Raw genomic sequence first — 25,281 nt, forward strand, 5'->3', positions numbered from 1 at the left:
CGCTAGCGGGTTGCTTTTGCCGTTGAGGGTAAAACATGTCACGCGAGTCCTCCACAGCCGGCGATTTTCAACCGTTTACGGCCCATTCGTGTCAGAAATTGAAATTAAATTTCTTGTACCATGCTTATAGCTGACAAATAATTTTCACTATCTACAATGGCCTTACAGGTTGGAGGTACGCCCCATGGCAAGCCTACTGGTACGTTTAAAGCAGCATAAGGACAGCGCAAGCCCGGCTGAGCGCGACTTGATCGGGAGGATTCTCGAGGCACCCGGAGAGATCTCTGGGCTGAGCATCCACGAGCTGGCGGCATACACGTTCGCCTCCCCGTCGACCATCACCCGTATGTGTAAAAAGCTGGGCCTCAAGGGATATAAGGAGTTCCAACGTTTTCTCATATACGATCTAGCGCTTCTACGTGAGAACGAGTTGTCCAAGATCGACGATCTGGCGCCCACCGACACGACGCGGCAGACCATCGAGAAGGTCACGAGGGGCAACGTCGACTCGTTGCGCTTGGTGGGCAAACTCAACGATCCCGAGGTGTACGACACATGCGTTGACCTTATGGAAGCCGCGCGCACCATCAACCTGTTCGGGATGGGGGCATCGCTGCTCTCAGCTCGCGACCTGCACTACAAACTCTTGAGGATTGGGGTGAACTGCAACCTGATTGACGACTGGCATGGGCAGTTGCTGTATGCCTCGAATAGCGGTCCGGATGACCTCTCGATTGCGATTAGCTATTCGGGTTCGACCGATGAGGTTAACACGTGTGCGCGCTTGGCTCACGAGCGAGGTGGCAAGGTGATCGCCATCACCGGCGCTGGCTTTGAGTCTGAGCTCACGCGCAGCGCCGACCAGATCCTCTTTGTCGGATCGACCGAACCGCTCATGCGCTCCGCCGCCATGGCATCGCGCATCGGCCAGCTGGGAGTCATCGATATCCTATTCAAATCATTCGTCAATCGCAACTATGAGCGCTTTTCGGAGGTATTGGAGAAAAACCAGATCCGAAAGCACCAGTGAAAGGTGGTTACCATGAAGGACTACAAGATCCTGCTCGTCTGTTCCGGTGGCATGTCCACCACCATCTTGATGACCAAGATGCAGAAGTACGCGGAGGAGAAGGGCTTTGGCCTCAAGGTCGATGCCTGCGCCATGGGCGTGTGCCAGGACAAGGCACCCGAGTACGACGTCATCCTGCTCGGCCCGCAGATCGCCTATCAGAAGGGCGGCATCGCCGCCAAGGTGTCCATCCCGGTTGCCGCCATGCAGCCCCAGGATTACGCGATGGCTCGCTGCGAGAACATCTTCAAGCAGGTCGATGAGATTTTGAGCTAAGGCCCACGTGCGCTCGGCAGTCGAGTGCCCTTGAGTAAGAAAGGATGCGAACACATGGACAAATTCCAAGCGTTCCTCGATAGGTCTCTCGGGCCTATCATGAGCAAGCTCGGTGGAAACCGCTATCTGCTTGCCGTGCGCGACGGCGTTGTTTCCGCGCTGCCGCTCATCATCGTTGGCTCGTTCTTCTTGATCGTTGCCATGCCGCCGCTGCCCCAGGACTGGGAGATCTACAAGTTCCTGTCCGGCAACGCGGCCACGATTCTGCTGCCCTACCGCATGACCATGTACATCATGGCGCTCTACGCGGTCTTTGGCATGGGTAACAGCCTCGCCCGTTCTTACAACCTGGACGGCGTTTCGGGCGGTATCCTGTCCGTCATGGCGTTCCTGCTGACCTTCACCCCGGTCAACGTTGCCGCTGAGGCCGAGGCTGGCGTTGCCGGCTTTGTGCTGCCCATGGCCAACCTGGGTGGCGGCGGCCTGTTCGTGGGCATGATCGTGACCTTCATCGCGATTAACGTGTTCCGTTTCACGAACAACTCCAAGTTCAAGATCACCATGCCCGAGCAGGTTCCCCCGTCGGTTGCTCGCTCCTTCGAGGCCCTTACGCCCACGCTCATCGTGATCTTGATCATCGGCTCGCTCACGTACTTCGTGGGCTTCAACTGGCACACCGCGGTCTCCACGCTGATCGCTCCGCTCGTGAGCGCCACCGACACCCTTCCGGGTGTCCTGCTCATCGTCTTCCTTACCTGCTTCTTCTGGTTCTTCGGCATCCACGGCGTGTCCATTGTGGGCTCCATTGCCCGTCCGCTGTGGCTGACCCTGCTTGAGCAGAACGCCAACGCCGTCGCCGCTGGTGCTGCCGGTACCGCCCTGCCCGCCATCTCCGCCGAGCCCTTTTATCAGTGGTTCATTTGGATTGGCGGCTCGGGTTGCACCATCGGCCTCGCGCTGCTGCTCGTGACCGTCTGCCGCTCCAAGTACCTCAAGGATCTTGGCCGTCTGGCCGTCGTTCCGGCGATCTTCAACATCAACGAGCCCCTGATCTTCGGTACGCCCATCGTGCTGAATCTCACCCTCGCGATCCCGTTCATCGTGACGCCCATGGTCTGCGCCGTCATCGCTTGGGTCGTGACCTCCATGGGTCTCGTGAACCAGGTGATCGTGACCGCCCCGTGGACCCTGCCCGGGCCTATCGGTGCCTACCTGGCCACCGGAGGCGACTGGCGTGCCTCGGTGCTGTGCATTGTCCTGATCATCATTTCCGTCCTCTGCTATCTGCCGTTTGTCAAGATGTACGACAAGCAGCAGCTCAAGGAGGAGGGTTCGCTCGAGGAGCAGCCCGCCGCCGACGTCGCGTAGCGCGAGCGATAACGTGACCGCTGTGTAGCCATCGCACGGGTCCCGGGCACAAGGTAGCTCGGGACCCGTTATTGTTTTGAACCTCGTAGGCGCGCCGTGCGGCTCGCCCGCATAGACGAAAGGAACCTCATGAAGCGCTTGGGTATCTCCATCTATCCGGAAAAGGCCACCAGGGAAGAAACGTTCGCCTATATGGAGCGCGCGGCCAAGGCGGGTTTCTCGCGGATCTTTAGCTGTTTGCTTTCGGTCGAAGATGACCGCGAGACGCTCAAGCGCGATTACATCGAGATGAACAATCGCGCACACGAGCTGGGTTTTGAGGTCATGCTCGACTGCAATCCGCGCGTGTTCGACGAGCTTGGCGTGTCGTATAAGGACCTATCGTTCTTCAAGGAGATCGGCGCGGACGGCATTCGCCTGGATATGGGCTTTAGTGGCAGCGAGGAATCGCTCATGACGTTCAACCCGCAAGGGTTGCTCGTCGAGATTAACATGAGCAACGACACCCACTACGTGGACACCATCATGGATTATTGTCCCGACACGAATCACCTGGTGGGGTGTCACAACTTCTATCCACACAACTACTCCGGCCTCACGCTGGAGCACTTTACCAAGTGCACCGAGAACTTCCGCCGCCATGGCTTGCAGACGGCCGCGTTCGTAACGTCCCAGGCGAGTGGTACGTTTGCCAACTGGCCCGTGACCGACGGTCTGCCCACGCTTGAGATGCACCGGCACCTGCCGCTGCACCTGCAGGTGGAGCACTTCATCTCCATGGGCACCATCGACGACGTCATCATCTCGAACTGCTATCCGAGCGATGAGGAGCTCGCTATTTTGAAGGACCTGCCGCGCAACCTCGTGTGCTTTGACGTTGAACTCATCGAGGGTCTGCCCGAGGTCGAGCGCTCCATCGTGCTCGACGAGCTACACTTCAACCGCGGCGATGTCTCGGTCAACTTTCTGCGCTCCACGCAGAGTCGCGTCAAGTACAAGGGCCACGAGTTCAAGGTCCTCAACGCCCCTGCCACAATCCGTCGCGGCGACGTGGTCATCGAGAGCAGTGAATACGGTCATTATGCCGGTGAGCTGCAGATCGCCCTTTCCGATATGGAGAACAGCGGCAAGAGCTCCGTGGTGGGCCACGTGCCCGACATCGAGCACTTCCTGCTCGATACGATTCGCCCGTGGCAGAAGTTCCGCTTTAGGGAGGCGTGCTAGGCATGCAGTGGATCGGCGTGGACGGCGGGGGTACCAAGACTCTGTTCGAGCTGTACGACAACGACATGAACATGCTGCAGCAGCTGCGCCTGCCCACGTGCCACGCCGGTCAGGTGGGCTACGACGGCATGCGCGCGGTGCTCGCCGAGGGCGTGGAGGCGCTCGCGGCGGCAGCTGGTGACGAGGTGGGCATTGGCTTTGGCCTAGCGGGCTACGGTCAGGACCCCCGCATCCGCGCCTCGATCGAGGAGGTCGTGCGCGCGGTCGCCGGTGAGCGCCCATTCGAGCTGGTGAACGACGTGCGCGCCGCTTGGGCCTCGAGCCTCGCTGTGCGCGATGGCGTCGCGGTCATTTGCGGGACGGGCTCAATCGCCTACGCCGTCCGCGGCGAGCGGGAGCAGCGCGCCGGAGGCTGGGGCTATCAGATCGGTGACGAGGGGAGCGGCTGGTGGATCGGCCGCGAGCTGCTGCGTCTGTTCAGCCGCCAAGCCGATGGACGCGATGAGCGAGGCACGCTGTTTGATGTCGTGATGGAGCGGCTGGGGCTTTCCGAGCCTTCCGACCTGATCCTGTACGTCCGTGATGAGCTGGGGGGCGAGCGCGCGAAGGTGGCATCGCTCACGAGCGTGATGCGTGACGCCGCTCTGGCGGGGGATCCCTTTGCATTGAACGTGTACGAGCGCGCGGCTTCCGAGTTGGCGCAAATCGCCTCCGCCGCCGTCGGGGGGTTGTTTGAGCACGGCGAGTACGTTCCCGTGGGGTATGTGGGCGGCGTGTTCGAGGGAGCGGGCGAGCTGCTGTTCTCGCCATTGCGCCGTGCGCTGCCCGAGGGCTTTGAGCTTGTCGAGCCGGTGTTCGGGCCTGCGGCGGGTCCCTGCCTGATCCTGCGCCAGCGACTTGGGGAGTAGGAGGCGCCATGCTAGCGATTGGATTGATGTCCGGCACCAGCTTGGATGGCGTGGACTGTGCCCTTGTGGATATCGACGGCGTGGACGAGTCCACGCGTGTAGAGTTGCGCGAGTTCATCACCTATCCCATGCCCGATGCCACGAAGGCTCGGATTTTGGAGGCGGTGGCGCCCGGGGGCGGGGATTCGCGTCTGCTGTGCTCGCTCCATGCCGAGTTGGGCCACCTGTTCTCACGTGCGGTCGCCGCGGTGTGCGAAAAGGCCGGGGTTGCGCCCGGTGATGTCGCGTTCGTTGCCAGCCATGGTCAGACGATTTGGCACGAGCCGGGTGCATCGCGCGATTACGCGGATGGCAGCCGCTTTCATGCCGGAACGTTGCAGCTGGGCGATGCCGCCGCGATCGCCTTCGACCATAACATCCGCGTGGCGTATGACTTCCGCGCCATGGATGTGGCTGCCGGCGGCCAAGGCGCGCCCCTCGTGCCGTTCTCCGAGATCGTGCTGTACGGTTCGACCGAACACAACCGCGTGCTGCTGAACATCGGCGGCATCGGGAACGTCACCGTGCTGCCGCGCGGGAGCCGTGCGGGCGACGTGTTCGCCTTCGACACCGGCCCGGGCAACATGGCGGTTGATGAGGCATGCCGTCGTCTGTTCGGCGTCGAGTATGATGAGGGCGGGCGTGTCGCGGCGCGCGGACGCGTGGATGAGGGCGTGCTTGCCGAGTTGCTCAAGCATGGGTTCTTTGGCATGGAGCCGCCCAAGTCGACCGGTCGCGAGATGTTTGGTATGCAGTTCGTTGAGGAGTTCCTTGCGGCGCACCCCCAGATGGACCCCGAGGATGCAGTCGCCACGCTCACCGAGTTCACCGCGGCGAGTGTGGCGGATGCTTGCGAGCGTTTCGTTGCCCCGAGGCTCGACGGGGAGCTCGACGAACTGATTGTGGGCGGTGGTGGCGCGCACAACGCCACGCTCGTGACGCGTATCGCGGCCCGCATGCCGAATACACATGTGTGCACGCAAGACGAGTTGGGCTATTCTTCCGACGCGAAAGAAGCGGTCGCCTTCGCCGTGCTGGGCAACCAGACGCTGAGCGGGCGCCCCTCAAATGTTCCCTCCGCCACCGGCGCGTGTGAGTCGGTTGTGCTGGGTAGTGTTATCAATCCCCCGAGGAGCAGGTAATGAGTAGAAAGACCAAGGCGCAGATCGCCGCCCGTGGGACTGCGGCGGACCCGTCGCGCAAAGATGCCGAGAGACTGCGCACCGAGGCAAAGCAGAGCGTCCAGAAGTCAGCCAAGCTCGTAGGTGTCATGCCCGAGGATCTGGCGAACGAGGTGACGGCAACGGGTTCCGTCCCGTTTACATTCAAGAGTGCGTTCCTTTTGGGTGGGGCAGTCTTGCTGGGAACAATCGTCATCCCATTTTTCGCGTCAAAGGCGGGTGTTGGGATCGGGCTTTCGACGACCTGCGCCGCGCCGGTCTTGACGGCAAGCGCGCTCGCGTTCTCCCGGTTCTTCCTCGACTCAAAGCGCGGGCTCTGCCAGGGGTTTTTCATTACGTTCGCGGTCGCCCTCGCGTCGCTCACGCTCCTGTGCTGGTTGCTGTTCTTCCGGGGCATCATGGTGTAGACGGGCAGCCCCAACACATTTCACGTGTTGAACGACGGTCGCCTTCGGGCGGCCGTTTTTGTTTGGGGGAGTAGCACGGCGTCCGGACAAACCTCGGCGCTCTCCATCGAATACGAACAGAAGTTCCACGAACAAATGTTCCGTTATTGGGTAAACTAGATGACGAGGAGAGCGGTCGAGTTGAAAGGGGAGTGGCGATGCTAGATCTGTTTGATTGCGGAGCGATGCTGTTTGAGAGCGACCAGGATGAGGAGGTACTGCGTATCGAGTGCGCAATGACGCCCGAGGGCGCGTTGGAGGTGATGCAGGAAAGCGATGGCCCGCTTACCGAGTGGTGCTTTGAGGAGACGCCGCATCGCATCGAGGCGGTGGTGGAACCCGCGGAACTCGACGCGCTTATGGAGTACTTCCATGTGGATGAGCCTTACCAGTTGCCGGCGATTCTCCGGCTGGAGTACACGGGCTACGACTGCTTCCTGCGCCTGCGTGCCCTCCTGCGCCGTTTGGCGGTCCCGTACACCGTTCTCGAGGCCGCGATTGCGCGCTGAGGGGAGAGGAAAGGGGGAATGGATATGCCTGAGCTTGTTGACGTGGTCGAGGTGGAGCCTTTGGATGGCTATCGCCTACGTCTTGTTTTTGAAGATGGGAAGCGGGGCATTTTGATGTCGCTCCCTATTTGGGCATCGGCGTCTTTTGCAAGCTCGAGGAATAGCTGCTAGTTTCAGGAATCTGAAAAAGTGGCGAAGAATCCTTGACGGGGTGCATGATTGGTGGCACTATATACTTCGCGTTGCGGCGTTACCTCAGCTGGATAGAGGGTCTGACTACGAATCAGAACGTCACAGGTTCGAATCCTGTACGCCGCACCAGTCGAAATGAGAACCCGGGTCGTCTAAGCGGCTCGGGTTTTTTTAATGTGGCATCGCTGTGAAAAGGATGAGAGGGTGGGGTCGTGATGGCTTGAGGCCGTGGCCCAACACCGCCGTCCTATCGTTGCAACCGAAGTCGCCGCTGGGGTTGCCTCCGTCGAAAAGATTTTAGGTTTAGTGCTTGACTCCGCCATGGGCGCGTGGCAATATATTCCGTGCGTTGCGGCGTTACCTCAGCTGGATAGAGGGTCTGACTACGAATCAGAACGTCACAGGTTCGAATCCTGTACGCCGCACCAGTCGAAATGAGGACCCGGGTCGTATAAGCGGCCCGGGTTTTTTATACAACGTTTGCGTTGCGAGCGTCTTGGGTGCCCATTTACCTCGGACCGCATATCGCTTCGGCTTTAGTAATAAGGTTGATCTTTATCCACATTACATGCCCTTTTCAGCCTAGTTTCGGGAGTTGCACGCCTGTTTCAGAATGCTGACAGGGCTGTTTCCCCTTTGCATCTATACGTTAACGAGTGGGTCTCGCGCCAGTCCTGAGCGTTCCGGGTGGCATGATGGCCAAGTTGCAATTGCGCCGTGGGCCAATGTGGTCCGGCGCGACCGGTCCACCAGGTTATGTACGCAAAACCGGATTGTTAGGGGATACCATGTTCGACACCGGTTCAACGGCCTTCATGCTCATCTGCACCATGCTCATCTTCCTTATGACCCCAGGTCTCGCATTTTTCTACGGGGGTCTTGCCCGCCGTAAGAACGTCGCCAACACCATGCTCATGACCTTTGTGGTCATTGGTGTCGTCGGTGTGCTCTGGATCCTCGCCGGCTGGTCTTTCGCGTATGGCGGAGACGGATCCATCTCGTTTTTCGGCGGTTTTGACCAGCTGCTTTGCTTGCCCGTTGTCCAGCAGGTTCTCGAGCAGGCCGTGAACCCACCGGTCGATGCCACCTATCCCGCCATCGTCAACATCGCCTTTCAGATGGCCTTTGCCATGATCACCTCGGCGATTATCACCGGTTCCGTTGCCGGCCGCATGAAGTTCAGGGCGATCGTGCTGTTCCTGGGCATATGGGTGCTGGTTGTGTACGCCCCGCTCGCACACATGGTGTGGGGCGGCGAAGGCTCGTTGATTGGCGAGCAGATCGGCGTGCTCGACTTCGCCGGTGGTGACGTGGTCCACATTTCCTCCGGCCTCACCGGTCTGGTGCTTTGCATCGCACTGGGCGGCCGTCGCGGTTTCGGTGTCATGAGTTACCGTCCGCACAACGTGCCCTTTGTTGCCCTCGGTGCTGGTCTGCTGTGGTTCGGTTGGTTTGGCTTCAACGCCGGTTCGCAGTTTGCCGCCGACGGCGTTGCCGCCCTCGCGTTGCTCAACACCGTCACCGCAAGTGCGTCGGGCCTGGTGTCGTGGCTGATTGTGGAGCGACTTGCAACGGGAAAGCCCACGCTGGTGGGCGCCAGCACGGGCCTGGTGGCAGGCCTGGTTGCCATCACGCCGAGCGCGGGCTTCGTCGAGCCCTGGGCTGCGCTGATCATTGGCGCCGCGGTCCCGCCGGTGTGCTACTTCGCGATCTCGCACCTCAAAGCCCGTTTCGGCTACGACGACGCGCTTGACGCGTTTGGCTGCCACGGCATTGGTGGTATCGTTGGCGGCATCCTCACCGGCCTGTTCTGCGTGCCCGAGCTGTCATGGACGTCCTTTGGCGGTCTGCTCTACACCGGCGATCCCACGCTGCTCGTCGCGCAGGTCCTGGGCATTGTGGTCACGGTCGCCATCGTCCTCGTTCTCGACCTTGCCATCGTGTTTGTGGTGAAGGCTCTTTGCGGTGGCAGCCTGCGCGTTGAGGAGTCTAAGGAGGCTTTGGGCCTGGATATCTCCGAGCATGGAGAGAGCGCCTATCCCGCTTTCACGGGCTTGGACTAGACCTGCTGCGAGCTCGTTTGGCTCGCTAACCGGCGCGTATAAATGAAACGATAGGAGTAGCCATGAAGAAACTGACCGCTGTTGTTCGTCAGGACAAGCTCGAGGTCCTCAAGGAGACGCTGTTCGATAAGGGCATTCGCGGCATGACCATCTCTCAGGTACAGGGCTGCGGCAACCAACACGGCTGGAAGGAGTACGTGCGTGGCACCGAAGTCCTTCTCAACACCATCCCCAAGGTCGAGTTCGAAATCGTTGTGAATGACGAGCAGGTGAATGATCTAGTGCGGGTCATTTGCGATGCAGCTCGAACGGGGGAGGTCGGGGATGGAAAGATCTTCGTGACCCCTGTGGAGGACGTCATTCGCATCCGCACCGGCGAACACGGGCCCGCCGCGCTGTAGCGGCTCTGGGCGTTGCGGGTAGGAGCGTTGCGCTCCGCTGCAGGTCGTTATGCTTTGCCGTTACCTTCGCCGTGAATGTATGCTCGGACGATGGGGTCGACCCTTTGGGCGCCCCGTCGTCCGAGTTCGTCAATGATGCGTTGTGGCAGCGCGTGCTCTCCTGTCTGCGCATTTTGGAGCAGCGTCGCCTTGAGCTCATCCTCGCCGAGACTCACCCGCTCCGTGCCGGCGTCCAAGCGCACGCGGACCTGCTCAAACCCCAGGCTATGCAGGTAGTCCTCGCAGGCTTGAACAACATGAAGCTTCTCCGCGGTGAGGATTTCACCACAGGGGACACGCGTTGCCAGACAGGCTCCTGCCGGGAGGTTCCACACCTCGTGCCCCCAGGCGCGCAGCACCTCGCGCTCCTCTGCCTTGCTCCAACCTGTTTCCATGAGGGGGGATTTCGCGCCAAGTTCTCGCACGGCGCGCGTGCCGGGGCGGTAGTCTCCGACGTCGTCGGCATTGCTGCCCTCCAGGACCACGTGCGCTCCAAGCTCATGCGCGGCATCCATGATGCGTTGGAATCCCAAGCGCTTGCAGTGATAGCAGCGATCTGCGGGGTTCTTCGCCACGGTGGGATCCGAAAGCGGATCGACCGCGATGCTGACCACATGGGCCCCTAGGCGCTCAAACCGCTCCCGCTCTCGTTCGAACGATGCGCGCTCGGGCGTTCCCACCAGGGGTGTATCGAGGTGAATGAGATGCACATGGCTCGGGGGCAGCGCACGCACGCAGACCGCGGCGAGGAAGGTGCTGTCCACCCCGCCCGAAAATCCGATGGCGACGCTTTCGTACGACCGAAGCAGCTCGATAAGCCGTTGCATCTTCTCGTCGCTGCAAATCGATATTGGTATGTCGATTCTTGTGCTCATGGAAGGTATCTTACCCAACGAGCCGTTACAATGCTTGCCGAGGGCGAGGTTGATGGCTTCGCATCTCAATTCGCATCATATCGACATGTTCTCGGCGCCGTGCGAGACTGACGTTAAGAGGAGAGCCATGCAGCCCATTCAAGCGATTCTTTTTGACATGGACGGCACGCTCGTCGATTCCGAGCGGGTGAGTCAGGCGGCGTGGAAGCTCGCCGCCCACGACTTGGGATTCGAGCTCCCCGATGCGCTCACCCAGTCGTTCATTGGCCGCACCGCGCCATCGGTGCATGCCCTGGTGGCGAATCACCTGCATGGAGATGAGGCTCTCGCCGAGGAGTGCTTCCGCCTGCATCACGTGCATTTTGATCGCATTTGCGAGACGGACCTCACGTTGATGCCCGGCGCCCGCGAGGCGCTCGAGGAGCTGAGCACCGCCGGATATCCGCTCGCTTTGGCAACTTCAACCTACCGCGCGAAGGCCATTCCGCGTCTTGAGCGCTTTGGGCTGCTCGACATGTTCGCCACGATGACCACGGGCGACGAGATTGAGAACGGCAAGCCGGCACCCGACATCTTCCTGTTGGCGGCGGAACGTATGGGCGTCGAGCCGGCCAACTGCGCGGTGGTAGAGGACTCGCATAACGGTGTCCGCTCTGGTCACGCCGCCGGCGCGCGGGTCTTCATGATTCCCGACATGGTGCCGCCCACCAGCGAGATTGAGGCCATGTGCACGGCGATCCTCGGCAGCCTGCATGAGTTGCCCGCCGCGATTGCCGCCGTGAACGGATAAATTGCACCGACGGGGCAATGCGCGCGCCATTGGGGGTTGTCCCTAATGGCGCGCTCGGTAAATACGCAAATGCGGGGTTAAATTGACGACGCGCGAGTAGACAGAGTTCCCCTTTTGACAAAACCGCAGGTAGTTGTGTTGTCAAAAACAAGCTCTACTTGGTGTAACAGATTTTAACCTCGCATTTGCGTATTTCTTTCTTTAGGTACGTTGAGTTTGCTGGGCGTTGAGAATCCCGAGCCCATCACCACTGCGGAAAGCTATGAGCAGAATTTCACCAATGAGGGCGGCTTTGAGTTCCGCTTTAGGTATCTCAAGAACATCATGGGTTTGTGGATGAATCAGTCGGTCCGTCGTGAGATTAACGGCGTGGACTACGTTGAGGGGAAGACCGCACGCAAAGCGATGCTCGACCACAAGGTCGGCTTTGACGAGCTGTGCGACCTGTGCCGCGAAGCAGAGCCGTTCGAGGCCTACGTCGATGTGCAGGACGATCGCTTCTTGGTGCCCGATTCCATGATTGCCGAGATCAAGCGTGCCCGCGCCGATGGCGACCAGCCTGTCCCAGAGACGATCGGCGAGATCATCCGCACGATCTACTGCAGCATGGGCGCCTGCTATGCGAAGGCGGTCGAGGGGCTCCGCGAGCTGACGGGCAACGAGTACACCTCGATCAATATCGTCGGCGGCGGGTGCCAGGACTATTACCTCAATCAGATGACGGCGAACGCCACGAGATTGCCGGTCTTCGCCGGGCCCATTGAGGGGACGAGTATCGGCAATCTGATCGTCCAGATGATCGCCGGCGGGGAATTTGCCAGCTTGCAAGACGCCCGCGATTGCGTTGCCCGCAGCTTCGACGTGAGGCGCATCGATCCGCAGCCCTAACCAATAAGGAGGAAAACATGCTCGTAGAAACTCGCGCGAAGGTCGGAGTCTTCTCCATCGCCCTCGGCGCCTATCTGCCCCAGTTCTATCCGGGCCGCGGCACCAACACGTTCCTCGGTATCACGCAGGATGGTGACGGCTACTTCAAGTTCGTGGCCGCCGAGGGCGAGAACGTGGATGGCCCGATCTTCACCTTTGGCGACACCAACATGCGCATGAAGTTCTCGGATGGTGCCCGGCAAGTCCGAGATTGCCGAGGCGTCCTGCGCGCTCATGAAGAGCTACGAAGCGATTGTGTGGGCGCACCACGGCCTGTTCGCGGCCGGTCCGGATTTCGACACGACCTTTGGCCTCGCGCACACCATCGAGAAGGCGGCGGAGATCTACCTCGCGGCCCGTGCGGCTAACGGCGGTTCGGACGACTTCCTCAACCGCATTTCCGACCAGGATCTTCGTGATACCTGCCGCGATTTCTTCATGCAGGGTGCGATCCGTGCGGCGGAAGATGATTTTGAGAATGACGTCTGCGGGACCACGCTTGCCGCGCTCTCCGGTCAGGATGTTGCGTTCGTGCGGGCGATGGCCCAAGACGATCGCCCCTCGCGCCGTCGCCGGAGGAGCCCATGCGGGCTCCTGCCTAACCCGACTACAGGTACCCACTGATATCCAGGTCCGGATCGGCGAAGTCGGTGGCGTTGTGCTCTCCGGAGCTTGCGCGTGCGAGCAGGAATGGCCGCACCAGAGCCTGATGATTCTCGGTGGGCATGGCGTTGCCCGCCCTGCGGTTGTCTTCAATCTGCGCGATGAGGTACTGCACGCCCTTGCGACCAATTTCGTACCCGGGGGGAGCGATGGTGGTGAGCGGAACGTTGCCGCTCCAGGCGAGCGGGTTACCGTCACTACCCACAACCTTGATGTTGTCGGGCACGCTGAGCCCGGCGGACTGGATGCCCGCGATGGCTCCGGTGGCGAGCACGTCGGAGAGCGCAATCGCAAAGTCGGGCCGTTCCGACGCGGGGCGCTTGGCAAGGCGGCGCCCGATTGAATATCCATCGCGTGCCAGGTTCCAAGAGCCCTCGTCAATGAACTCGAACGTTACGCCCGTCGTCTCGTGCATGAGGTCTTTGATGCCCGCTATGCGCATGCCGAGCTTTTCAAATTCGTCTTTACCAAAGACCGCAACGTGATGGGCGCCGGCTTCGATGGCGTGTTGGGCCACAAGGCGCCCCTGTGCACGGTTGTCGGCGCCAACAAAATACCCCGGCTCGTCACTGTGGAAGTCGAGGTAGACGGTGGGGACCGAGGGCGTCGCCATGGAGGGCTTCCAGCCGTAGACGCTCATGGGCTGCACGAGGATGCCTGCCATTTGGGTGCCCATAAAGTAGGACAGGTAGCGGGCGGAGAGAATATCGTCGTTGTCCGCGTTGGCGATGAGCAGGCCGTATCCGTGCTTTTGGGCCTCGGCGTTGGCACCGTTGGCGATTTGCAGTGAGATGCCGTGCTCAAGGCTGGGCAGCACGAGGCCGAACGACTGATTTTTGCCACCGGCGAGCATGCGGGCACTCTGGTTGGGCGCGTATCCCAGTTTTGCCGCGACCTCGTTGATGCGCTTAAGCGTTTCGGGGCGCACCTTCTCCGGATGGTTGAAGGCGTTCGATACAGTGCCCAGCGCGACACCCGCCTCGTTGGCGACGTCGTTGATGGTGACGGTGGTATGGCGAGCCATGGGGCCTCCAAAAGCGCCTTGCCGAACGCGGTTATGCGGAAAACCTATCCATTGTATCGCTTCAAAACCTTAATTCGGGAACAGGCGCTAATTTGAGTTTCTCAATCGGGGGCGCGCGTCATCTCAAATGGTCCCAAAAAACAAATACCATTGTTACCAACTTGTAACAATTCGTCCGTAAACTCTTGGGCTGCCGTCAATCGACCGAAAGGGTTTTCCATGTGCGGAATTGTTGGATATACCGGAGCCGAGGCCGCCGTCGACGTGCTGGTCACGGGCCTCAAGCGCCTTGAGTACCGGGGCTACGACTCGGCTGGCGTCGCGCTCGAGCTTGGCTCTACGGGGGAGTCGTCGCGCACGATTGATGTGGTTCGCTGCGTGGGCAAGGTGGCAGGCCTCGAAGACGAGCTGGTCGCCCGTCATGCGGCTGCGACCTGCGGAATCGGTCACACACGTTGGGCGACGCATGGGCGCCCCTCGGTGGAAAACGCTCATCCACACGTGAGCTGCGATGGCAAAATCGCGGTGGTCCACAATGGCATCATCGAGAATTTTGCCGAGTTGCGCGAAGAGCTCACGGCGAAGGGCCATCACTTTAGGAGTGAAACCGATACCGAGGTCTTTGCGCATTTGATCGAGGAGGCCTATCCGCACCATCTATCCGAGCCGCGCCCGCTTGTCGCGGCGGTTCGCGAGGCGTGCACGCGCGTGGTGGGAGCCTACGGCCTGGCCGCCGTGTGTGCGGACGAGCCCGGGGTCATCGCGGTTGCCCGCAAGGACAGCCCGATAGTCATCGGTCGCGGCGAGCGCGGCAGCTATGTTGCCTCCGACGTCATCGCCCTTATCGACGCGACGCGCGACGTCGTGGTCCTCGAGGACGGGCAGTTCGCCTGCCTCACGCCGGAAGGCGTCGAGTTCACCGATGAGCGCGGACACGTCATTGAGCCTGAGGTCACGCATATCGACTGGGATATCGATATGGCCGAAAAGGGCGGGTATCCCGACTTCATGATGAAGGAGATCTACGAGCAGCCGCGCGTGGTGCGCGACACGCTGGTGGGCCGCCTTGCCCCCACGGGGGAGCTCGACATCGACGAGCTCGGCCTGACGTACGAGCAGCTCGACGTGATCGATCGCGTGTACGTGATCGCGTGCGGCACGAGCTATCATGCCGGCCTCATCGCGAAGAACCTTATCGAGGGCTGGGCGCGCATTCCCTGCGAGGTTGAGGCGGCGAGCGAATTTAGGTACCGCAACCCCATCATCACGCCTTCGACGCTGGTGGTTGCCGTGTCTCAGTCGGGAGAGACGGCGGACACCTTGGCGGCGATTCGCGACGCGCGCATCAAGGGCGCGAAGGTCTTCGGCATCACCAACGTAGTGGGCAGCCCGGTGGCCCGCGAGAGCGACGGCGTGATCTACACCAAGGCGAACAAGGAAATCGCGGTGGCCTCCACCAAGAGCTTTATCGGCCAAGTGGTGAGCTTGACGCTGCTCGCACTGCTGCTCGGCCAGGTCAAAGGAAAGCTCACGACTGCCCAGGTGCGCATGTTGTTCCACGAGCTGGGCGACACCGCCGAGCAGATCCAGTGGATACTCGACACGCAGAAGGAGGCCGTCCACGAGGCCGCCTTGGCGTGCAAGGACGCACACTCTGCGCTCTTTGTGGGCCGCGGCATGGGCGCCGCGATCTCAAACGAGGGCGCCCTCAAGCTCAAGGAGATCAGCTACCTGCATGCGGAGGCGTACGCGGCGGGCGAGATGAAGCACGGGCCCATTGCGCTGATCGACCCCGGTTTCCCGGTCATCGCTGTTGCCACCAAGAGCCCCACGTACGACAAAACCGTAAGCAACCTCAAGGAGTGCGAGGCACGTGGCGCGCGCATCATCGCCGTGGCGACGGTGGGGGACGAGGACATTCGCAAGGTCGCGGACCATGTCATCTACGTGCCTGCCGTGCGGGATGCGCTGAGTGCCATCACCGCCACGGTGCCCCTGCAGCTCTTGGCGCGCGAGGTCGCCATCCTGCGCGGATGCGATGTCGACCAGCCCCGTAACCTCGCGAAGAGCGTCACCGTGGAGTAGCTCCCCGGGGCCCAAGCGACCTCAATTTGGGGGCAGGTACTAAATTGAGGTGATGCTGCAAGGCGAGCCTCGCAACCACCTATCGCGGTAGAAATGTCGAAAATGATGCGCTTCATCCTCGTTCTTTTCGACATTTCTACCGCGTGTCTTTAAAAGGCGAGCCACCTCAATTAAGCGCCTGTTCCCAAATTGAGATCTTGAAGTAGAGGGAGGTCGGTTACCCTAGGCACATCTAGATATCGTTGGGAATGGGGGCGTATGGCTAGGGGTGCGAACAGGGCGAGCCGTCCTTGCGTGCGGGAACTGCTAAGCCGTGGTGGCGCGATACGTGCCGCGATAACGCTTTTTGCATTTGTCCTGGCGGTGGCCGGGCATCCCATAGCGGCGCACGCAGACGGCACGAACGCGGTCTCGCGTCTGCACGATGCGCTCTATCTGCCGGCTGGTGTGGAGCTCGATGCTGTGTCCCCGGCGGGCGCGTACGGTGGCATCGGTGCGCGCTACACGACGCCCGCCAACGACGCGACGACGTACGCAAACGGTTCGCTGCCAGCTGCATTCGACCTGCGCAATGTTGACGGCACCACCTACGTGACGCCCGTCAAGAACCAAAACCCCTGGGGGAGCTGCTGGGCGTTCGGTGCTGTCTCGGCGCTTGAGAGCAACCTGCTCATGCAGGGCTACGGGTCGGCCGACCCTGCTTCTGCGAGCTATCTCGACCTATCCGAGTACTTCGTCGCAGGTTTTGGCCGTATGGAGACCCCGGTGGAGACGCTCGCGCTCTTGGGGGCCGCGTCTCAGGTGGGCGAGGGTTCGGTTCCTCGCGAGGGAGTCGACTATCTCGATGCGAGCGGCAATGCGCTCGATGCCGCGACGTGGATCATGTCGATGGGCGGATTGCCGGCCGAGTCGGTGGCGCCTTATCAGGACGACTACAAGACGCTCATCAAATGGATAGACGAGTACACGGGATTACAGATGTCCTGCTTCTCCTGGGAGGAGCCCTGGACACTCGCCGAGGCTCTGCGCGCGAACCGCGCGAATCGCGTGGCGACGGTCGAGTCCGCTCAACTGCTGCCCGGACCGTATGGAAACTCCTATGATTCCGATGGCAATCTGGTGCTCGGCGAGTACGATCCGTCTGCCACCGAGGCGGTCAAGACCCAGATCATGGACGGCGGCGCGGTCACGTTGTCCTACCACTCCGACACGTCCACCCCGGATGATGAGACGCAGAACACCGCGTACTTCAGCATGAAGAACTGGTGCCAGTACTCCTACGACGCCCTGCCGTACAACCACTTCGTGACCGTGGTGGGCTGGGATGACAATTACCCGCGCGAGAGCTTCCCCACCGCGCCCGACGGCAACGGCGCCTGGATCGTCAAGAACAGCTGGGGCAGTACGTCGGCAGACCCGGATTCCGGCTCCTATACCGAATGGGGTCTCGACGGCAGCGGATACTTCTATCTTTCGTACTACGACAAGACGATTTACTCCTTCTGTGCCATCACGGCGGAGGCAGAGCCCGATGCGAGCGGCATCATTCAGCAATACGACCTCGCGAATACGAACGAGCTGCAGGGCGCCCCGCTATTGGCGACGAGTGAGGTATCGGTCGCCAATGTGTTCACCGCCGAGGAGGACATGCGTATCGAGAGCGTCACGGCTTTTGCCGGCGTTGCGGGAGCGAGCGCGGATGTGGACATCTACCTGCTGGGCGACGAGACGGAAGACCCAGACGACGGCGCGTTGGTGGCGGAGCAGACTGAGGAGCTGCCGCTGGCGGGCGCATACACGATTGACCTTGACGAGCCGGTGCCGGTGCAGGAGGGCCAACGCTATGCGGTGGTGGAGACGATTGACGGCTTGATGGATGACGGATCGGGTGACGAGGTGCCCGTGTGGGGCATTCCCGTTGAGCGCGGCTATGAGCGCGCATACCTGGATGAGCAACAGTTTCCCTTCTACGCGGATGTTGTGGCGAACGAGGGCGAGAGCTATTTCGCCATCAATGGCGTTTGGGAGGACGCGGTTGAACTCAACAACGACCCGGATTTCACCGCGAATGGGGTGTTAACGTACGGAAATGCCCAGATCAAGGTGTTTGGTAGTGCTGCCGACCTGTCCTACGACGGATCGATGCAGATCCTGCACACCAACGACATCCACGGGCATTACAGCGTGAAGGGCGCGGACGGCGAGGCGGCCAACGCGTTCGGCGCCGTGGCGGCGCTGGCCGAGGACGTGGGCGCCGACCTCATCCTGGACGCGGGTGACACGTTCCACGGCACTACGTTCGCCACCTCGAGCGAGGGCGACGCGATTGCTCAGCTCATGGATGCCGCGGGCTACGACGCGACGACGCCCGGCAATCACGATTGGAGTTACGGGTCTGCGCGCCTGGCGCAGATCGACGCCGATGCGGGTTTCTCGGTGCTCGCCGCCAACGTGGAGGATGCCGAGACGGGCGCGGCGCTGTTCGAGTCCCCGTACCTGCTGCGTGAGGTCGCACTGACCGACGACGAGGGCAACCTGACCGGGCGCAGCGTCACCGTGGGCGTGTTCGGCGTTATCGATGAGGACTTCTACGGCTCGACGGCTCCGGCCAACGTGGCGGACGTCTCGTTCACGGACAGCGCGGAGGCCGCCAACGAGACGACAGCCGAGCTGCGCGCCGCAGGTGCCGACGTGGTTGTGGCGCTCACGCATAACGAGGACCCGAAAGCGTTCGCCGCGGCGACCGAGGGCGTGGACGCGGTCATCGCGGGGCATGAGCACATCAAGATCGACGAGACGGTCGAGGGCGCCGACGGCCGCGACGTCGCGGTGGTCGAGATGGCGTCCAGCCCGGCGTCGGAGTACTTCGGCTCCATCGGCGTGCTGACGCTCGACCTCGAAACGAACGCGGGCGATGAGATCAGCGTTGCGGACACTACGAGCGAGGGCTTTGCCGTGAAGGGCCATACATCCCAGGCAACTTCCACCGTAGAGGCGGCGCGGCCCAACGAGGCCATCGACGGCCTGACCGCGGAGCTTGTTGCCCAGAGCGAAGACGCGCTCTCACAGGTGATTGGCAAGAGCGGCAAGGCGTACGAGTACGCCACCGATGCGCTGCCGGGCGGCTGGGAGCTCGTGCGCACGGAGGACGCGCCCATCGGCCACGTGGTCACGGGTGCGTATCTCGCCCAGACTGGGGCGGACCTCGCGTTTGAGAACGTGGGTGGCATTCGCGGAGGCATCCCCGCAGGGGACGTCACGGCTGCGGATATCCTTGGCGTTTCGCCTTACGGGAACACGCTGGCGACCTACGAGATGACTGGCGCACAGGTGCTCGACGCCATCGAACGCTCGCTCGCGATCTCGGCGGAGTGTCGCGACGTGCTTGCCAAGCAGGTGGCTGCGATGGAGGCGGGCGAGGACCCCATGCAGTACGAGTGGCCCAAGAGCTCGGGTTCCGTGCTTACGGTGGGCGGCGCCTCGATGACGGTCGACTGGAGCAAGCCTGACGGGCAGCGTGTGGTCAAGATCGCGGTGGGCGGGCAGCCGCTCGACTCCGAGCGCGTGTACACGGTGGCGCTCAACAGCTACCTGCCCGGTGCGACTGGCACATATCCGTCCTTTGGACAGGCGATGCTCGTGCATGAGTACGGCACGTGCGAGGAGGCGCTTCGTGCGTTCATCGGTCAAGATGGCTGGGAGCAGACGAAGGAGCGCATCTCCGGTACGGTGACCTATGCGAGCGGGGAAGGCGCGGACGCCGACCAGCCCGTTGTGGACCCCGCCCCAACGGGTCCGCAGTCCGAAGCGGGGGACCGTCTTGTTGCAACGGGAGACTCCGTTGTCGCTGTTGGCATCTTTGGGGTTCTTGGAGCCGTTATGGCCACCATGGGCATGTTTGCTCGCGTTCGTTTGAGGCCGGACGACAAGTAAGACGTAGCGTTGCAGGCGGTTGGCGCGGTGCCAGCCGCCTTTTTCTTCAATGTGGGACTGGCGGTGTATTGAGGCACGCCGCCGTCTTAAGCCGTTCAGGTGAAATGTCGAAAAAAGAGAACAGAACGCGCCGTTCTCAACCCCTGTGGGAACTAGGGGTGAACTACGTTCCAAAACTTGGACGTGATAAATCACATGACCTATACGAGGCCTTCTGAAGGGCCTGATCACGGAACTCCGCCGGGGTCAGGCCCTTCAGCTTCACCTGTTGCGCTTCGGTTTGGAATCACCTACGGCATGAAGGGCTCACAGCAGGCCGCGCCACGCTTTGCAGAGGGCTCGATATCGTGGTGCGTATTGGCTGCCCCGTTGCCAGATGAGGCAAAAGTCGTGCTCGATTGAGAAGTCGGCGGGCGTGATATCCGCGAGCTCCCCTCGAGAGAGTTCTTCTTCCACGGCCACCCGATACATGAACGTGACCCCGGTGCCTTCGCGCACGCACGCTTTGATGGTGGGGATGCTCTCGAGCTCGACGATCTCCGCAAAATCCGTCACGGCGAGATCGCGCGCCGCCAGGTGTTTTTCCAGAATCTCGCGCGTACCCGACCCAGCCTCTCGCAGAATGAGGCGCTCGCCGAGAAGGTCACGAATGGAGCTGGGTCGGGCGACGCGAGCATGGAGCCCCGTGCGGGAGGCGTCCTGCTCGGTGCCTGTTGGGTCGGCAACCTCGGTTTCGGCGCCCGTCCCACGAGTGACGATTTCTTCGGCGTCCGCTCCGCCGGCAACGGCGATATACGGCTCGTGCGAGAGAACCTCGTAGTCAAAGCGCTCGCGGTCAAATGAGCCCTCCACGAGCGCGAAGTCGATATCGCCCCGATCGAGGGCGCCCACAAGGTCGCGTGTGTTGCCGGCCCGTAGCGTGACGGGGCTGTTGGGGTGCCGAACGAGATGGGCTGCCACGAGCTGCGGGGCCATGAAGTCGGCGATGGTCCGCGTGCATCCCAGCTTGAGAGGCGCCTCACGGGCCTTCGTGGGCGCTGCTGTTAGGCGCCCCACTTCCGCAACGAGACGCGCATCGTCGTTTTCCATGGTGAGGAGTCTTCGATACAGCACGGTTGCGGCAGGTGTGGGTTCGATACCCCGGCCCGTTTTCACGAACAGCGGGCACCCATAGTGCGATTCGAGCTGCTTTATGTGTTGGGAGACGGCCGGCTGCGTGATCATGAGGGAACGCGCGGCCTGCGTGAAGCTGCGCTGCCGATAGACTTCTAGAAACGTATGGGTGCGGTAGTCGAGCATGTTCGTGTTTCCACCTGCTATGCCGATGTGAATAAGAATACCTAATAAGTCTATAACCAATCGAATAGAAATCATTATAGACAAAGGTCCTACCATGATTCTGTTAGTAGATGCGCTGACTCAACGCTCGATTGGGCGGTCGGCGGTACATGTAAACCTCGATTTGGGGTGACCCCCATGTGAGGACGGCCCTCAATTGAGCTTGTCTCTCAATTGAGGTTCACGGTTGAGGTTGAGAAAGGTGGATGCGTGGAGCTCTTCAAGGATTTCAAGGACCTGTGGCGCGGGGTGGCGCTGACGTTGGCGATCTCGGTGCCGGCCTGGTTGTTGGGGAGGCGATTCGAGGTCATCGGTGGTCCCGTCTTCGCCATTCTCATCGGCATGGTGATGGGACACGTGCTGCGTAAGCGCTCGGGTGTCGCGGAAGCCGCCGCCCCGGGCATCAAGTACACCTCTAAGAAGATTCTCCAGTATGCGGTCATCTTGCTCGGATTCGGACTCAATTTGGGGCAGATCGCCAAGGTGGGCGCCAGCTCGCTGCCCATCATTGTCTCCACCATTACGACCTCGCTCGTGATCTCCTTTGTCCTGTGCCGTGTCATGAACATCCCGCGCAAGATATCGACGCTCGTGGGCGTGGGCTCGTCGATCTGCGGCGGTTCCGCTATCGCCGCCACGGCTCCGGTCATCGATGCGGACGACGAGGAGATCGCCCAGGCAATCAGCGTCATCTTCCTGTTCAATATCATCGCCGCGCTGGTCTTTCCCACGCTTGGCGGCATGCTTGGCATGAGCAACGAGGGCTTTGGCCTGTTCGCCGGCACTGCTGTGAACGACACGTCCTCGGTAACCGCCGCGGCGACGGCGTGGGACGGCATGCACCCCGGCTCCAACGCGCTCGACCATGCCACAATCGTCAAGCTCACGCGCACGCTCGCGATTATCCCCATTACGCTGTTCCTCGCCTTTTGGCAGGTCCGACAGGCAAAGCGCGCCGCCGAGACGGGTACGGGTGACGGTGCTGCCACGGGCACGTTCGACATCAAGAAGATCTTCCCGTTCTTCATCCTTTTCTTCGTTTTGGCGAGCGTCATTACCACCGTGTTCGCCCTGCCGGTAGCCGTGACCGCCCCCATCAAGACTCTTTCCAAGTTCTTCATTGTCATGGCCATGGCGGCGATTGGCTTCAACACCGACGTTGTCAAACTGGTCAAGACGGGCGGCAAGCCCATCTTCATGGGTCTGTGCTGTTGGATTGGCATCACGCTGGTAAGCGTGGGCATGCAGCACCTGCTTGGTATTTGGTAGGTCGGGCGTCACTCGTATGCATACCGTTGCTCGAACAAAAGAGCCGTCCACCAAGTTTTGCTCGTAAAACGTGCGCAAGGTGGGAAAGATGGAGGTATCGGTTATGCAAGCGCCCGGCGTCGGGTCCGGGCGCCCGACAGATAGGAGCCAACTATGGGAATGAAGGCTGATCAGGAGATCTCCTTGGATTTCGAGGGGCTTTTGTCCTACCTGCGCTCTAAGACGCGCGTATTCATGGACGTCGATGGCCATGAGTACTATGTGACCCACACCGACGGGTACTGGCGCGTCCAGGATTGCGAGCGCCTGAACGACAAGGGCCGCTTCGTGGATTGCTCAGAGTTGGTGACCACCCTGCCGGAGCTGGTCGAGCTTCCGTGGCTCGATGGCAAGAGCGTGCACGACTTGACCGATTGCGCGACGTTCTATGAGTCGATTCAGGAGGGCTGGGTCACGCCGGATGGCGTGGAGCCCGTTGCTGCGGAAGCCGCGGAAGCTGAGGAGGCCACGGAAGTCGCTACTGCGGAGGAATAACTTCCACGTAGCGACCGTAAGCCGATTTTCGCCTTGTGCGGGCGCCAGCCCCGCTCCCCCATGGGGGAGCGGGGCTTTTCCTTTGAGGAAGTGGGTTGCTAAGAGCGATGCTGGGGGCGTGCGATTGAGAAGCTTGTGACGTTAAGATAGGATTGGTGTCTAATACAGCGCACATGTATTGTTGATGATCGTTCGAGCGGAGCGATGCGGGGATCGTTCGAGGTGGCGAGTCGTTCATCGCTTGCGGGGCGATTGACGGTCATCGGGGTTTGACGCGTGGGGGATGATGGTTGTGAAGCTGCTGCTGAATACCGTACGGCCGTACAAATTGCTCGTCGCCGCCACGCTCGCGGCCCTGTTGTTGGACGTTGCGGGCACGCTGTACGTGCCCACGATGCTCGCCGGGATGATCAACCAAGGTGTCGCGAGCGGGGGCACCGATTTCATCTTGGGACAGGGCCTGAAGATGCTGCTGGCGTGCTGCTGCGCGAGCGGCGGCGCCCTGCTCGGCAACTACCTATGTGCCCGTCTCGCCTCATACGTGGGCCGCGACATCCGTAACGCCGTGTATGAGGCTTCGCTCGCGTTTTCGGGTAGTGACTTCGAGGAGTTCGGCACGGGCTCGATGATCACGCGCACCCTCAACGACGTCAATGTCATCCAGCAGACGGTCATGCTCGCCACGCAGGCGATGCTGCCGGTTCCCATCATCTGCGTCATGGGCACGGTCCTGGCATTCAAGATCGACGCCCAGATGGGCGCCATGATGCTCGCCGTGGTGACCGTGGTCATGGTCTTCGCCGTTATCGCCGTGCGCCGCGCCGCGCCGATCTTCGAGAAGATGCAGGGCTTCATCGACCGCATGAACGTTGTGCTGCGCGAGAACATCATCGGCGTGCGCGTCATCCGCGCCTTCGGCAAGGAACGCCACGAAGAGGGCCGCATGGGCCGCGTGTTCAGCGACTACGCGAACGCGGCGATCAAGGTCAACTGGATCTTCGCCGGCGTCGACTGCTTTAGCTTCTGCCTCATGAACATCGCCGAGGTGCTGCTCATGTGGCTCGGCGGCAACCGCGTGGGCGCACACGCCATGGAGATCGGCAGCATCTCGGCGGTGGTCGAGTACGCCATGCTCATCATGTTCTACATCATGATGGCCCAGTTCGTGGCACTGATGGTCCCGCGCGCGATCGTGTGCCTGCAGCGCTGCTCCGACGTCATCTACAAGCAGCCGAGCATCGTCGACGGGGTTGCCGCAGCTGACGGCGAGATCATATCAGGGACAGGAGAGGGCACCGCGGGCGTTGCTTCGGGTCTGCCGACGAAGGTGGGCGCGAACGGCGGGTGCCCCGGAGAGGGCCTGCGGTCCGCTTCGCCTGCGACTGGCGCGTGCGACGTCGTCGCCCAGTTTGACCACGCCTCGTTCCGCTTTGCCGATGCCGATGAGGACACGCTCCACGACATCGACTTCGCGTGCCGTCGCGGCCAAACAACGGCCATCATCGGATCGACGGGCTCGGGCAAGTCGACCATCGCCAAGATGCTCCTGCGTCTGCACGATGTAACGGAGGGCTCTGTGCGCTTCGCCGGCACGGACGTGCGCGACCTCACGCAGCGCGACCTGCGCGACCGGATCGCCTACGTGCCGCAGAAGGCGTGGCTGTTTAGCGGCACGGTCGCGAGCAACCTGCGCTACGGCAATGAGAGCGCAAGCGAAACCGAGATGCGCCACGCTCTCGATGTGGCCCAGTCCGACTTCGTTTGGGGGCTTGCCGAGAAGCTCGAGGCACCTGTTGCCCAAGGCGGCACCAACTTCTCGGGCGGTCAGCGCCAGCGCCTCGCCATCGCACGCGCCCTCATGAAGCACGCGGACCTTTACATCTTCGACGACAGCTTCTCGGCGCTCGACTTCAAGACCGATGCCGCCCTGCGCCGCGCCCTCAAGCCCGAGACGCGCGGCGCGGCGGTGCTCATCATCGCCCAGCGCATCAACACGATCCTGCATGCCGACCAGATCATCGTGCTCAAAGACGGTCGCATCGAGGGCAAGGGCGCGCACGAGGAGCTCATGGAGAGCTGCGAGGTGTATCGCGAGATCGCCAATAGCCAGATGAAGGGAGGTGAGTAG

General features: G+C 61.4%; 22 protein-coding genes and 2 tRNA genes. 20 read left to right on the forward strand and 4 right to left on the reverse strand.

Features of this window, described 5'->3' with window-relative positions:
* The first annotated feature begins 184 nt into the window (after positions 1–184).
* From DWV48_RS01575 to DWV48_RS01630, 12 genes are all read left to right on the forward strand, one after another.
* The gene (locus DWV48_RS01575; protein ID WP_118652778.1) at positions 185–1,030 is read left to right on the forward strand and encodes a MurR/RpiR family transcriptional regulator; all 846 of its coding nucleotides are present in this window, start codon (positions 185–187) and stop codon (positions 1,028–1,030) included.
* A gap of 12 nt (positions 1,031–1,042) precedes the next feature.
* Positions 1,043–1,345, forward strand: coding sequence for a PTS sugar transporter subunit IIB (locus DWV48_RS01580; protein ID WP_118652780.1), 303 nt, complete (start codon positions 1,043–1,045; stop codon positions 1,343–1,345).
* Between the two features lie 54 nt (positions 1,346–1,399).
* Positions 1,400–2,713, forward strand: coding sequence for a PTS sugar transporter subunit IIC (locus tag DWV48_RS01585; protein WP_118652782.1), 1,314 nt, complete (start codon positions 1,400–1,402; stop codon positions 2,711–2,713).
* Between the two features lie 129 nt (positions 2,714–2,842).
* Entirely contained in the window at positions 2,843–3,937 is a 1,095-nt protein-coding gene (locus DWV48_RS01590; RefSeq protein ID WP_118652784.1) for a DUF871 domain-containing protein, read from the forward strand.
* 2 nt (positions 3,938–3,939) lie between these two features.
* Positions 3,940–4,845 (forward strand): N-acetylglucosamine kinase, encoded by a 906-nt coding sequence (locus DWV48_RS01595; protein ID WP_118652786.1) that lies wholly within the window; start codon positions 3,940–3,942, stop codon positions 4,843–4,845.
* A gap of 8 nt (positions 4,846–4,853) precedes the next feature.
* Entirely contained in the window at positions 4,854–6,026 is a 1,173-nt protein-coding gene (gene anmK, locus DWV48_RS01600; protein WP_118652788.1) for an anhydro-N-acetylmuramic acid kinase AnmK, read from the forward strand.
* Complete coding sequence (locus DWV48_RS01605; RefSeq protein WP_118652790.1) at positions 6,026–6,472, forward strand: hypothetical protein; 447 nt, start codon at positions 6,026–6,028, stop codon at positions 6,470–6,472. Before anmK ends, DWV48_RS01605 begins: the two co-directional genes overlap by 1 nt.
* 197 nt (positions 6,473–6,669) lie before the next feature.
* Positions 6,670–7,020: a hypothetical protein gene (locus tag DWV48_RS01610; RefSeq protein ID WP_118652792.1), complete on the forward strand. Its 351-nt coding sequence runs from the start codon at positions 6,670–6,672 to the stop codon at positions 7,018–7,020.
* Between the two features lie 244 nt (positions 7,021–7,264).
* Positions 7,265–7,341 (forward strand) — tRNA-Arg (locus DWV48_RS01615).
* A 222-nt stretch (positions 7,342–7,563) separates the two neighbouring features.
* Positions 7,564–7,640, forward strand: a tRNA-Arg gene (locus DWV48_RS01620).
* Positions 7,641–8,000: 360 nt separating this feature from the next.
* Entirely contained in the window at positions 8,001–9,275 is a 1,275-nt protein-coding gene (locus DWV48_RS01625) for an ammonium transporter (protein ID WP_118652794.1), read from the forward strand.
* Between the two features lie 62 nt (positions 9,276–9,337).
* Positions 9,338–9,676 (forward strand): P-II family nitrogen regulator, encoded by a 339-nt coding sequence (locus DWV48_RS01630; RefSeq protein ID WP_118652796.1) that lies wholly within the window; start codon positions 9,338–9,340, stop codon positions 9,674–9,676.
* A gap of 47 nt (positions 9,677–9,723) precedes the next feature.
* Here the strand turns inward: DWV48_RS01630 and DWV48_RS01635 are convergent, their stop codons facing one another.
* Positions 9,724–10,590, reverse strand: coding sequence for an ATP-dependent sacrificial sulfur transferase LarE (locus DWV48_RS01635; protein WP_118652798.1), 867 nt, complete (start codon positions 10,588–10,590; stop codon positions 9,724–9,726).
* Positions 10,591–10,717: 127 nt separating this feature from the next.
* Here DWV48_RS01635 and DWV48_RS01640 point away from each other — a divergent pair, with 127 nt between their 5' ends.
* Both DWV48_RS01640 and DWV48_RS01645 read left to right on the forward strand, forming a co-directional pair.
* Complete coding sequence (locus tag DWV48_RS01640) at positions 10,718–11,380, forward strand: HAD family phosphatase (protein ID WP_118652800.1); 663 nt, start codon at positions 10,718–10,720, stop codon at positions 11,378–11,380.
* Positions 11,381–11,563: 183 nt separating this feature from the next.
* Positions 11,564–12,268 (forward strand): FGGY-family carbohydrate kinase, encoded by a 705-nt coding sequence (locus DWV48_RS01645; RefSeq protein WP_118652802.1) that lies wholly within the window; start codon positions 11,564–11,566, stop codon positions 12,266–12,268.
* On the opposite strand, the gene DWV48_RS09125 is transcribed toward DWV48_RS01645, so the two are convergent.
* On the reverse strand, positions 12,265–12,543 hold the full coding sequence (locus DWV48_RS09125; protein WP_199588852.1) for a hypothetical protein: 279 nt from the start codon (positions 12,541–12,543) through the stop codon (positions 12,265–12,267). The genes DWV48_RS01645 and DWV48_RS09125 overlap by 4 nt on opposite strands.
* Here DWV48_RS09125 and DWV48_RS09325 point away from each other — a divergent pair.
* Positions 12,542–12,931, forward strand: a complete 390-nt coding sequence (locus tag DWV48_RS09325) for a class II aldolase/adducin family protein (RefSeq protein WP_233546037.1) — start codon at positions 12,542–12,544, stop codon at positions 12,929–12,931. The two genes, DWV48_RS09125 and DWV48_RS09325, sit on opposite strands and share 2 nt — an antisense overlap.
* On the opposite strand, the gene DWV48_RS01660 is transcribed toward DWV48_RS09325, so the two are convergent.
* Complete coding sequence (locus DWV48_RS01660; protein WP_118652806.1) at positions 12,915–13,994, reverse strand: LacI family DNA-binding transcriptional regulator; 1,080 nt, start codon at positions 13,992–13,994, stop codon at positions 12,915–12,917. The genes DWV48_RS09325 and DWV48_RS01660 overlap by 17 nt on opposite strands.
* Before the next feature lie 219 nt (positions 13,995–14,213).
* Between DWV48_RS01660 and glmS the strand changes: the two genes are divergently transcribed.
* Together glmS and DWV48_RS01670 are read left to right on the forward strand one after the other, a co-directional pair.
* Complete coding sequence (glmS, locus tag DWV48_RS01665; RefSeq protein WP_118652808.1) at positions 14,214–16,079, forward strand: glutamine--fructose-6-phosphate transaminase (isomerizing); 1,866 nt, start codon at positions 14,214–14,216, stop codon at positions 16,077–16,079.
* A 363-nt stretch (positions 16,080–16,442) separates the two neighbouring features.
* A complete protein-coding gene (locus DWV48_RS01670) occupies positions 16,443–20,012 on the forward strand; it encodes a 5'-nucleotidase C-terminal domain-containing protein (protein ID WP_158574791.1) in 3,570 nt (1,189 codons plus the stop codon).
* A 306-nt stretch (positions 20,013–20,318) separates the two neighbouring features.
* Here the strand turns inward: DWV48_RS01670 and DWV48_RS01675 are convergent, their stop codons facing one another.
* Positions 20,319–21,311, reverse strand: coding sequence for a LysR family transcriptional regulator (locus tag DWV48_RS01675; protein ID WP_118652812.1), 993 nt, complete (start codon positions 21,309–21,311; stop codon positions 20,319–20,321).
* A gap of 249 nt (positions 21,312–21,560) precedes the next feature.
* On the opposite strand from DWV48_RS01675, the gene DWV48_RS01680 reads away from it, so the two are divergent.
* From DWV48_RS01680 to DWV48_RS01690, 3 genes are all read left to right on the forward strand, one after another.
* A complete protein-coding gene (locus DWV48_RS01680; RefSeq protein WP_118652814.1) occupies positions 21,561–22,619 on the forward strand; it encodes a YeiH family protein in 1,059 nt (352 codons plus the stop codon).
* A gap of 153 nt (positions 22,620–22,772) precedes the next feature.
* Positions 22,773–23,153: a CDP-alcohol phosphatidyltransferase gene (locus tag DWV48_RS01685; protein ID WP_118652816.1), complete on the forward strand. Its 381-nt coding sequence runs from the start codon at positions 22,773–22,775 to the stop codon at positions 23,151–23,153.
* Positions 23,154–23,436: 283 nt separating this feature from the next.
* A complete protein-coding gene (locus tag DWV48_RS01690) occupies positions 23,437–25,281 on the forward strand; it encodes an ABC transporter ATP-binding protein (RefSeq protein WP_233546039.1) in 1,845 nt (614 codons plus the stop codon).

Origin of the sequence: Collinsella sp. AF08-23 (assembly GCF_003479805.1) — a bacterium.
In the GTDB taxonomy this organism is placed as follows: Bacteria; Actinomycetota; Coriobacteriia; order Coriobacteriales; family Coriobacteriaceae; genus Collinsella.

Bases quoted from the DNA above. Each gene is read 5' to 3' on its own strand.
- DWV48_RS01575 (WP_118652778.1), top strand. From the start codon at position 185: ATGGCAAGCCTACTGGTACGTTTAAAGCAGCATAAGGACAGCGCAAGC.
- DWV48_RS01580 (WP_118652780.1), top strand. From the start codon at position 1,043: ATGAAGGACTACAAGATCCTGCTCGTCTGTTCCGGTGGCATGTCCACC.
- DWV48_RS01585 (WP_118652782.1), top strand. From the start codon at position 1,400: ATGGACAAATTCCAAGCGTTCCTCGATAGGTCTCTCGGGCCTATCATG.
- DWV48_RS01590 (WP_118652784.1), top strand. From the start codon at position 2,843: ATGAAGCGCTTGGGTATCTCCATCTATCCGGAAAAGGCCACCAGGGAA.
- DWV48_RS01595 (WP_118652786.1), top strand. From the start codon at position 3,940: ATGCAGTGGATCGGCGTGGACGGCGGGGGTACCAAGACTCTGTTCGAG.
- anmK (WP_118652788.1), top strand. From the start codon at position 4,854: ATGCTAGCGATTGGATTGATGTCCGGCACCAGCTTGGATGGCGTGGAC.
- DWV48_RS01605 (WP_118652790.1), top strand. From the start codon at position 6,026: ATGAGTAGAAAGACCAAGGCGCAGATCGCCGCCCGTGGGACTGCGGCG.
- DWV48_RS01610 (WP_118652792.1), top strand. From the start codon at position 6,670: ATGCTAGATCTGTTTGATTGCGGAGCGATGCTGTTTGAGAGCGACCAG.
- DWV48_RS01625 (WP_118652794.1), top strand. From the start codon at position 8,001: ATGTTCGACACCGGTTCAACGGCCTTCATGCTCATCTGCACCATGCTC.
- DWV48_RS01630 (WP_118652796.1), top strand. From the start codon at position 9,338: ATGAAGAAACTGACCGCTGTTGTTCGTCAGGACAAGCTCGAGGTCCTC.
- DWV48_RS01635 (WP_118652798.1), bottom strand. From the start codon at position 10,590: ATGAGCACAAGAATCGACATACCAATATCGATTTGCAGCGACGAGAAG.
- DWV48_RS01640 (WP_118652800.1), top strand. From the start codon at position 10,718: ATGCAGCCCATTCAAGCGATTCTTTTTGACATGGACGGCACGCTCGTC.
- DWV48_RS09325 (WP_233546037.1), top strand. From the start codon at position 12,542: ATGAAGAGCTACGAAGCGATTGTGTGGGCGCACCACGGCCTGTTCGCG.
- DWV48_RS09125 (WP_199588852.1), bottom strand. From the start codon at position 12,543: ATGAGCGCGCAGGACGCCTCGGCAATCTCGGACTTGCCGGGCACCATC.
- DWV48_RS01660 (WP_118652806.1), bottom strand. From the start codon at position 13,994: ATGGCTCGCCATACCACCGTCACCATCAACGACGTCGCCAACGAGGCG.
- glmS (WP_118652808.1), top strand. From the start codon at position 14,214: ATGTGCGGAATTGTTGGATATACCGGAGCCGAGGCCGCCGTCGACGTG.
- DWV48_RS01675 (WP_118652812.1), bottom strand. From the start codon at position 21,311: ATGCTCGACTACCGCACCCATACGTTTCTAGAAGTCTATCGGCAGCGC.
- DWV48_RS01685 (WP_118652816.1), top strand. From the start codon at position 22,773: ATGGGAATGAAGGCTGATCAGGAGATCTCCTTGGATTTCGAGGGGCTT.
- DWV48_RS01690 (WP_233546039.1), top strand. From the start codon at position 23,437: ATGATGGTTGTGAAGCTGCTGCTGAATACCGTACGGCCGTACAAATTG.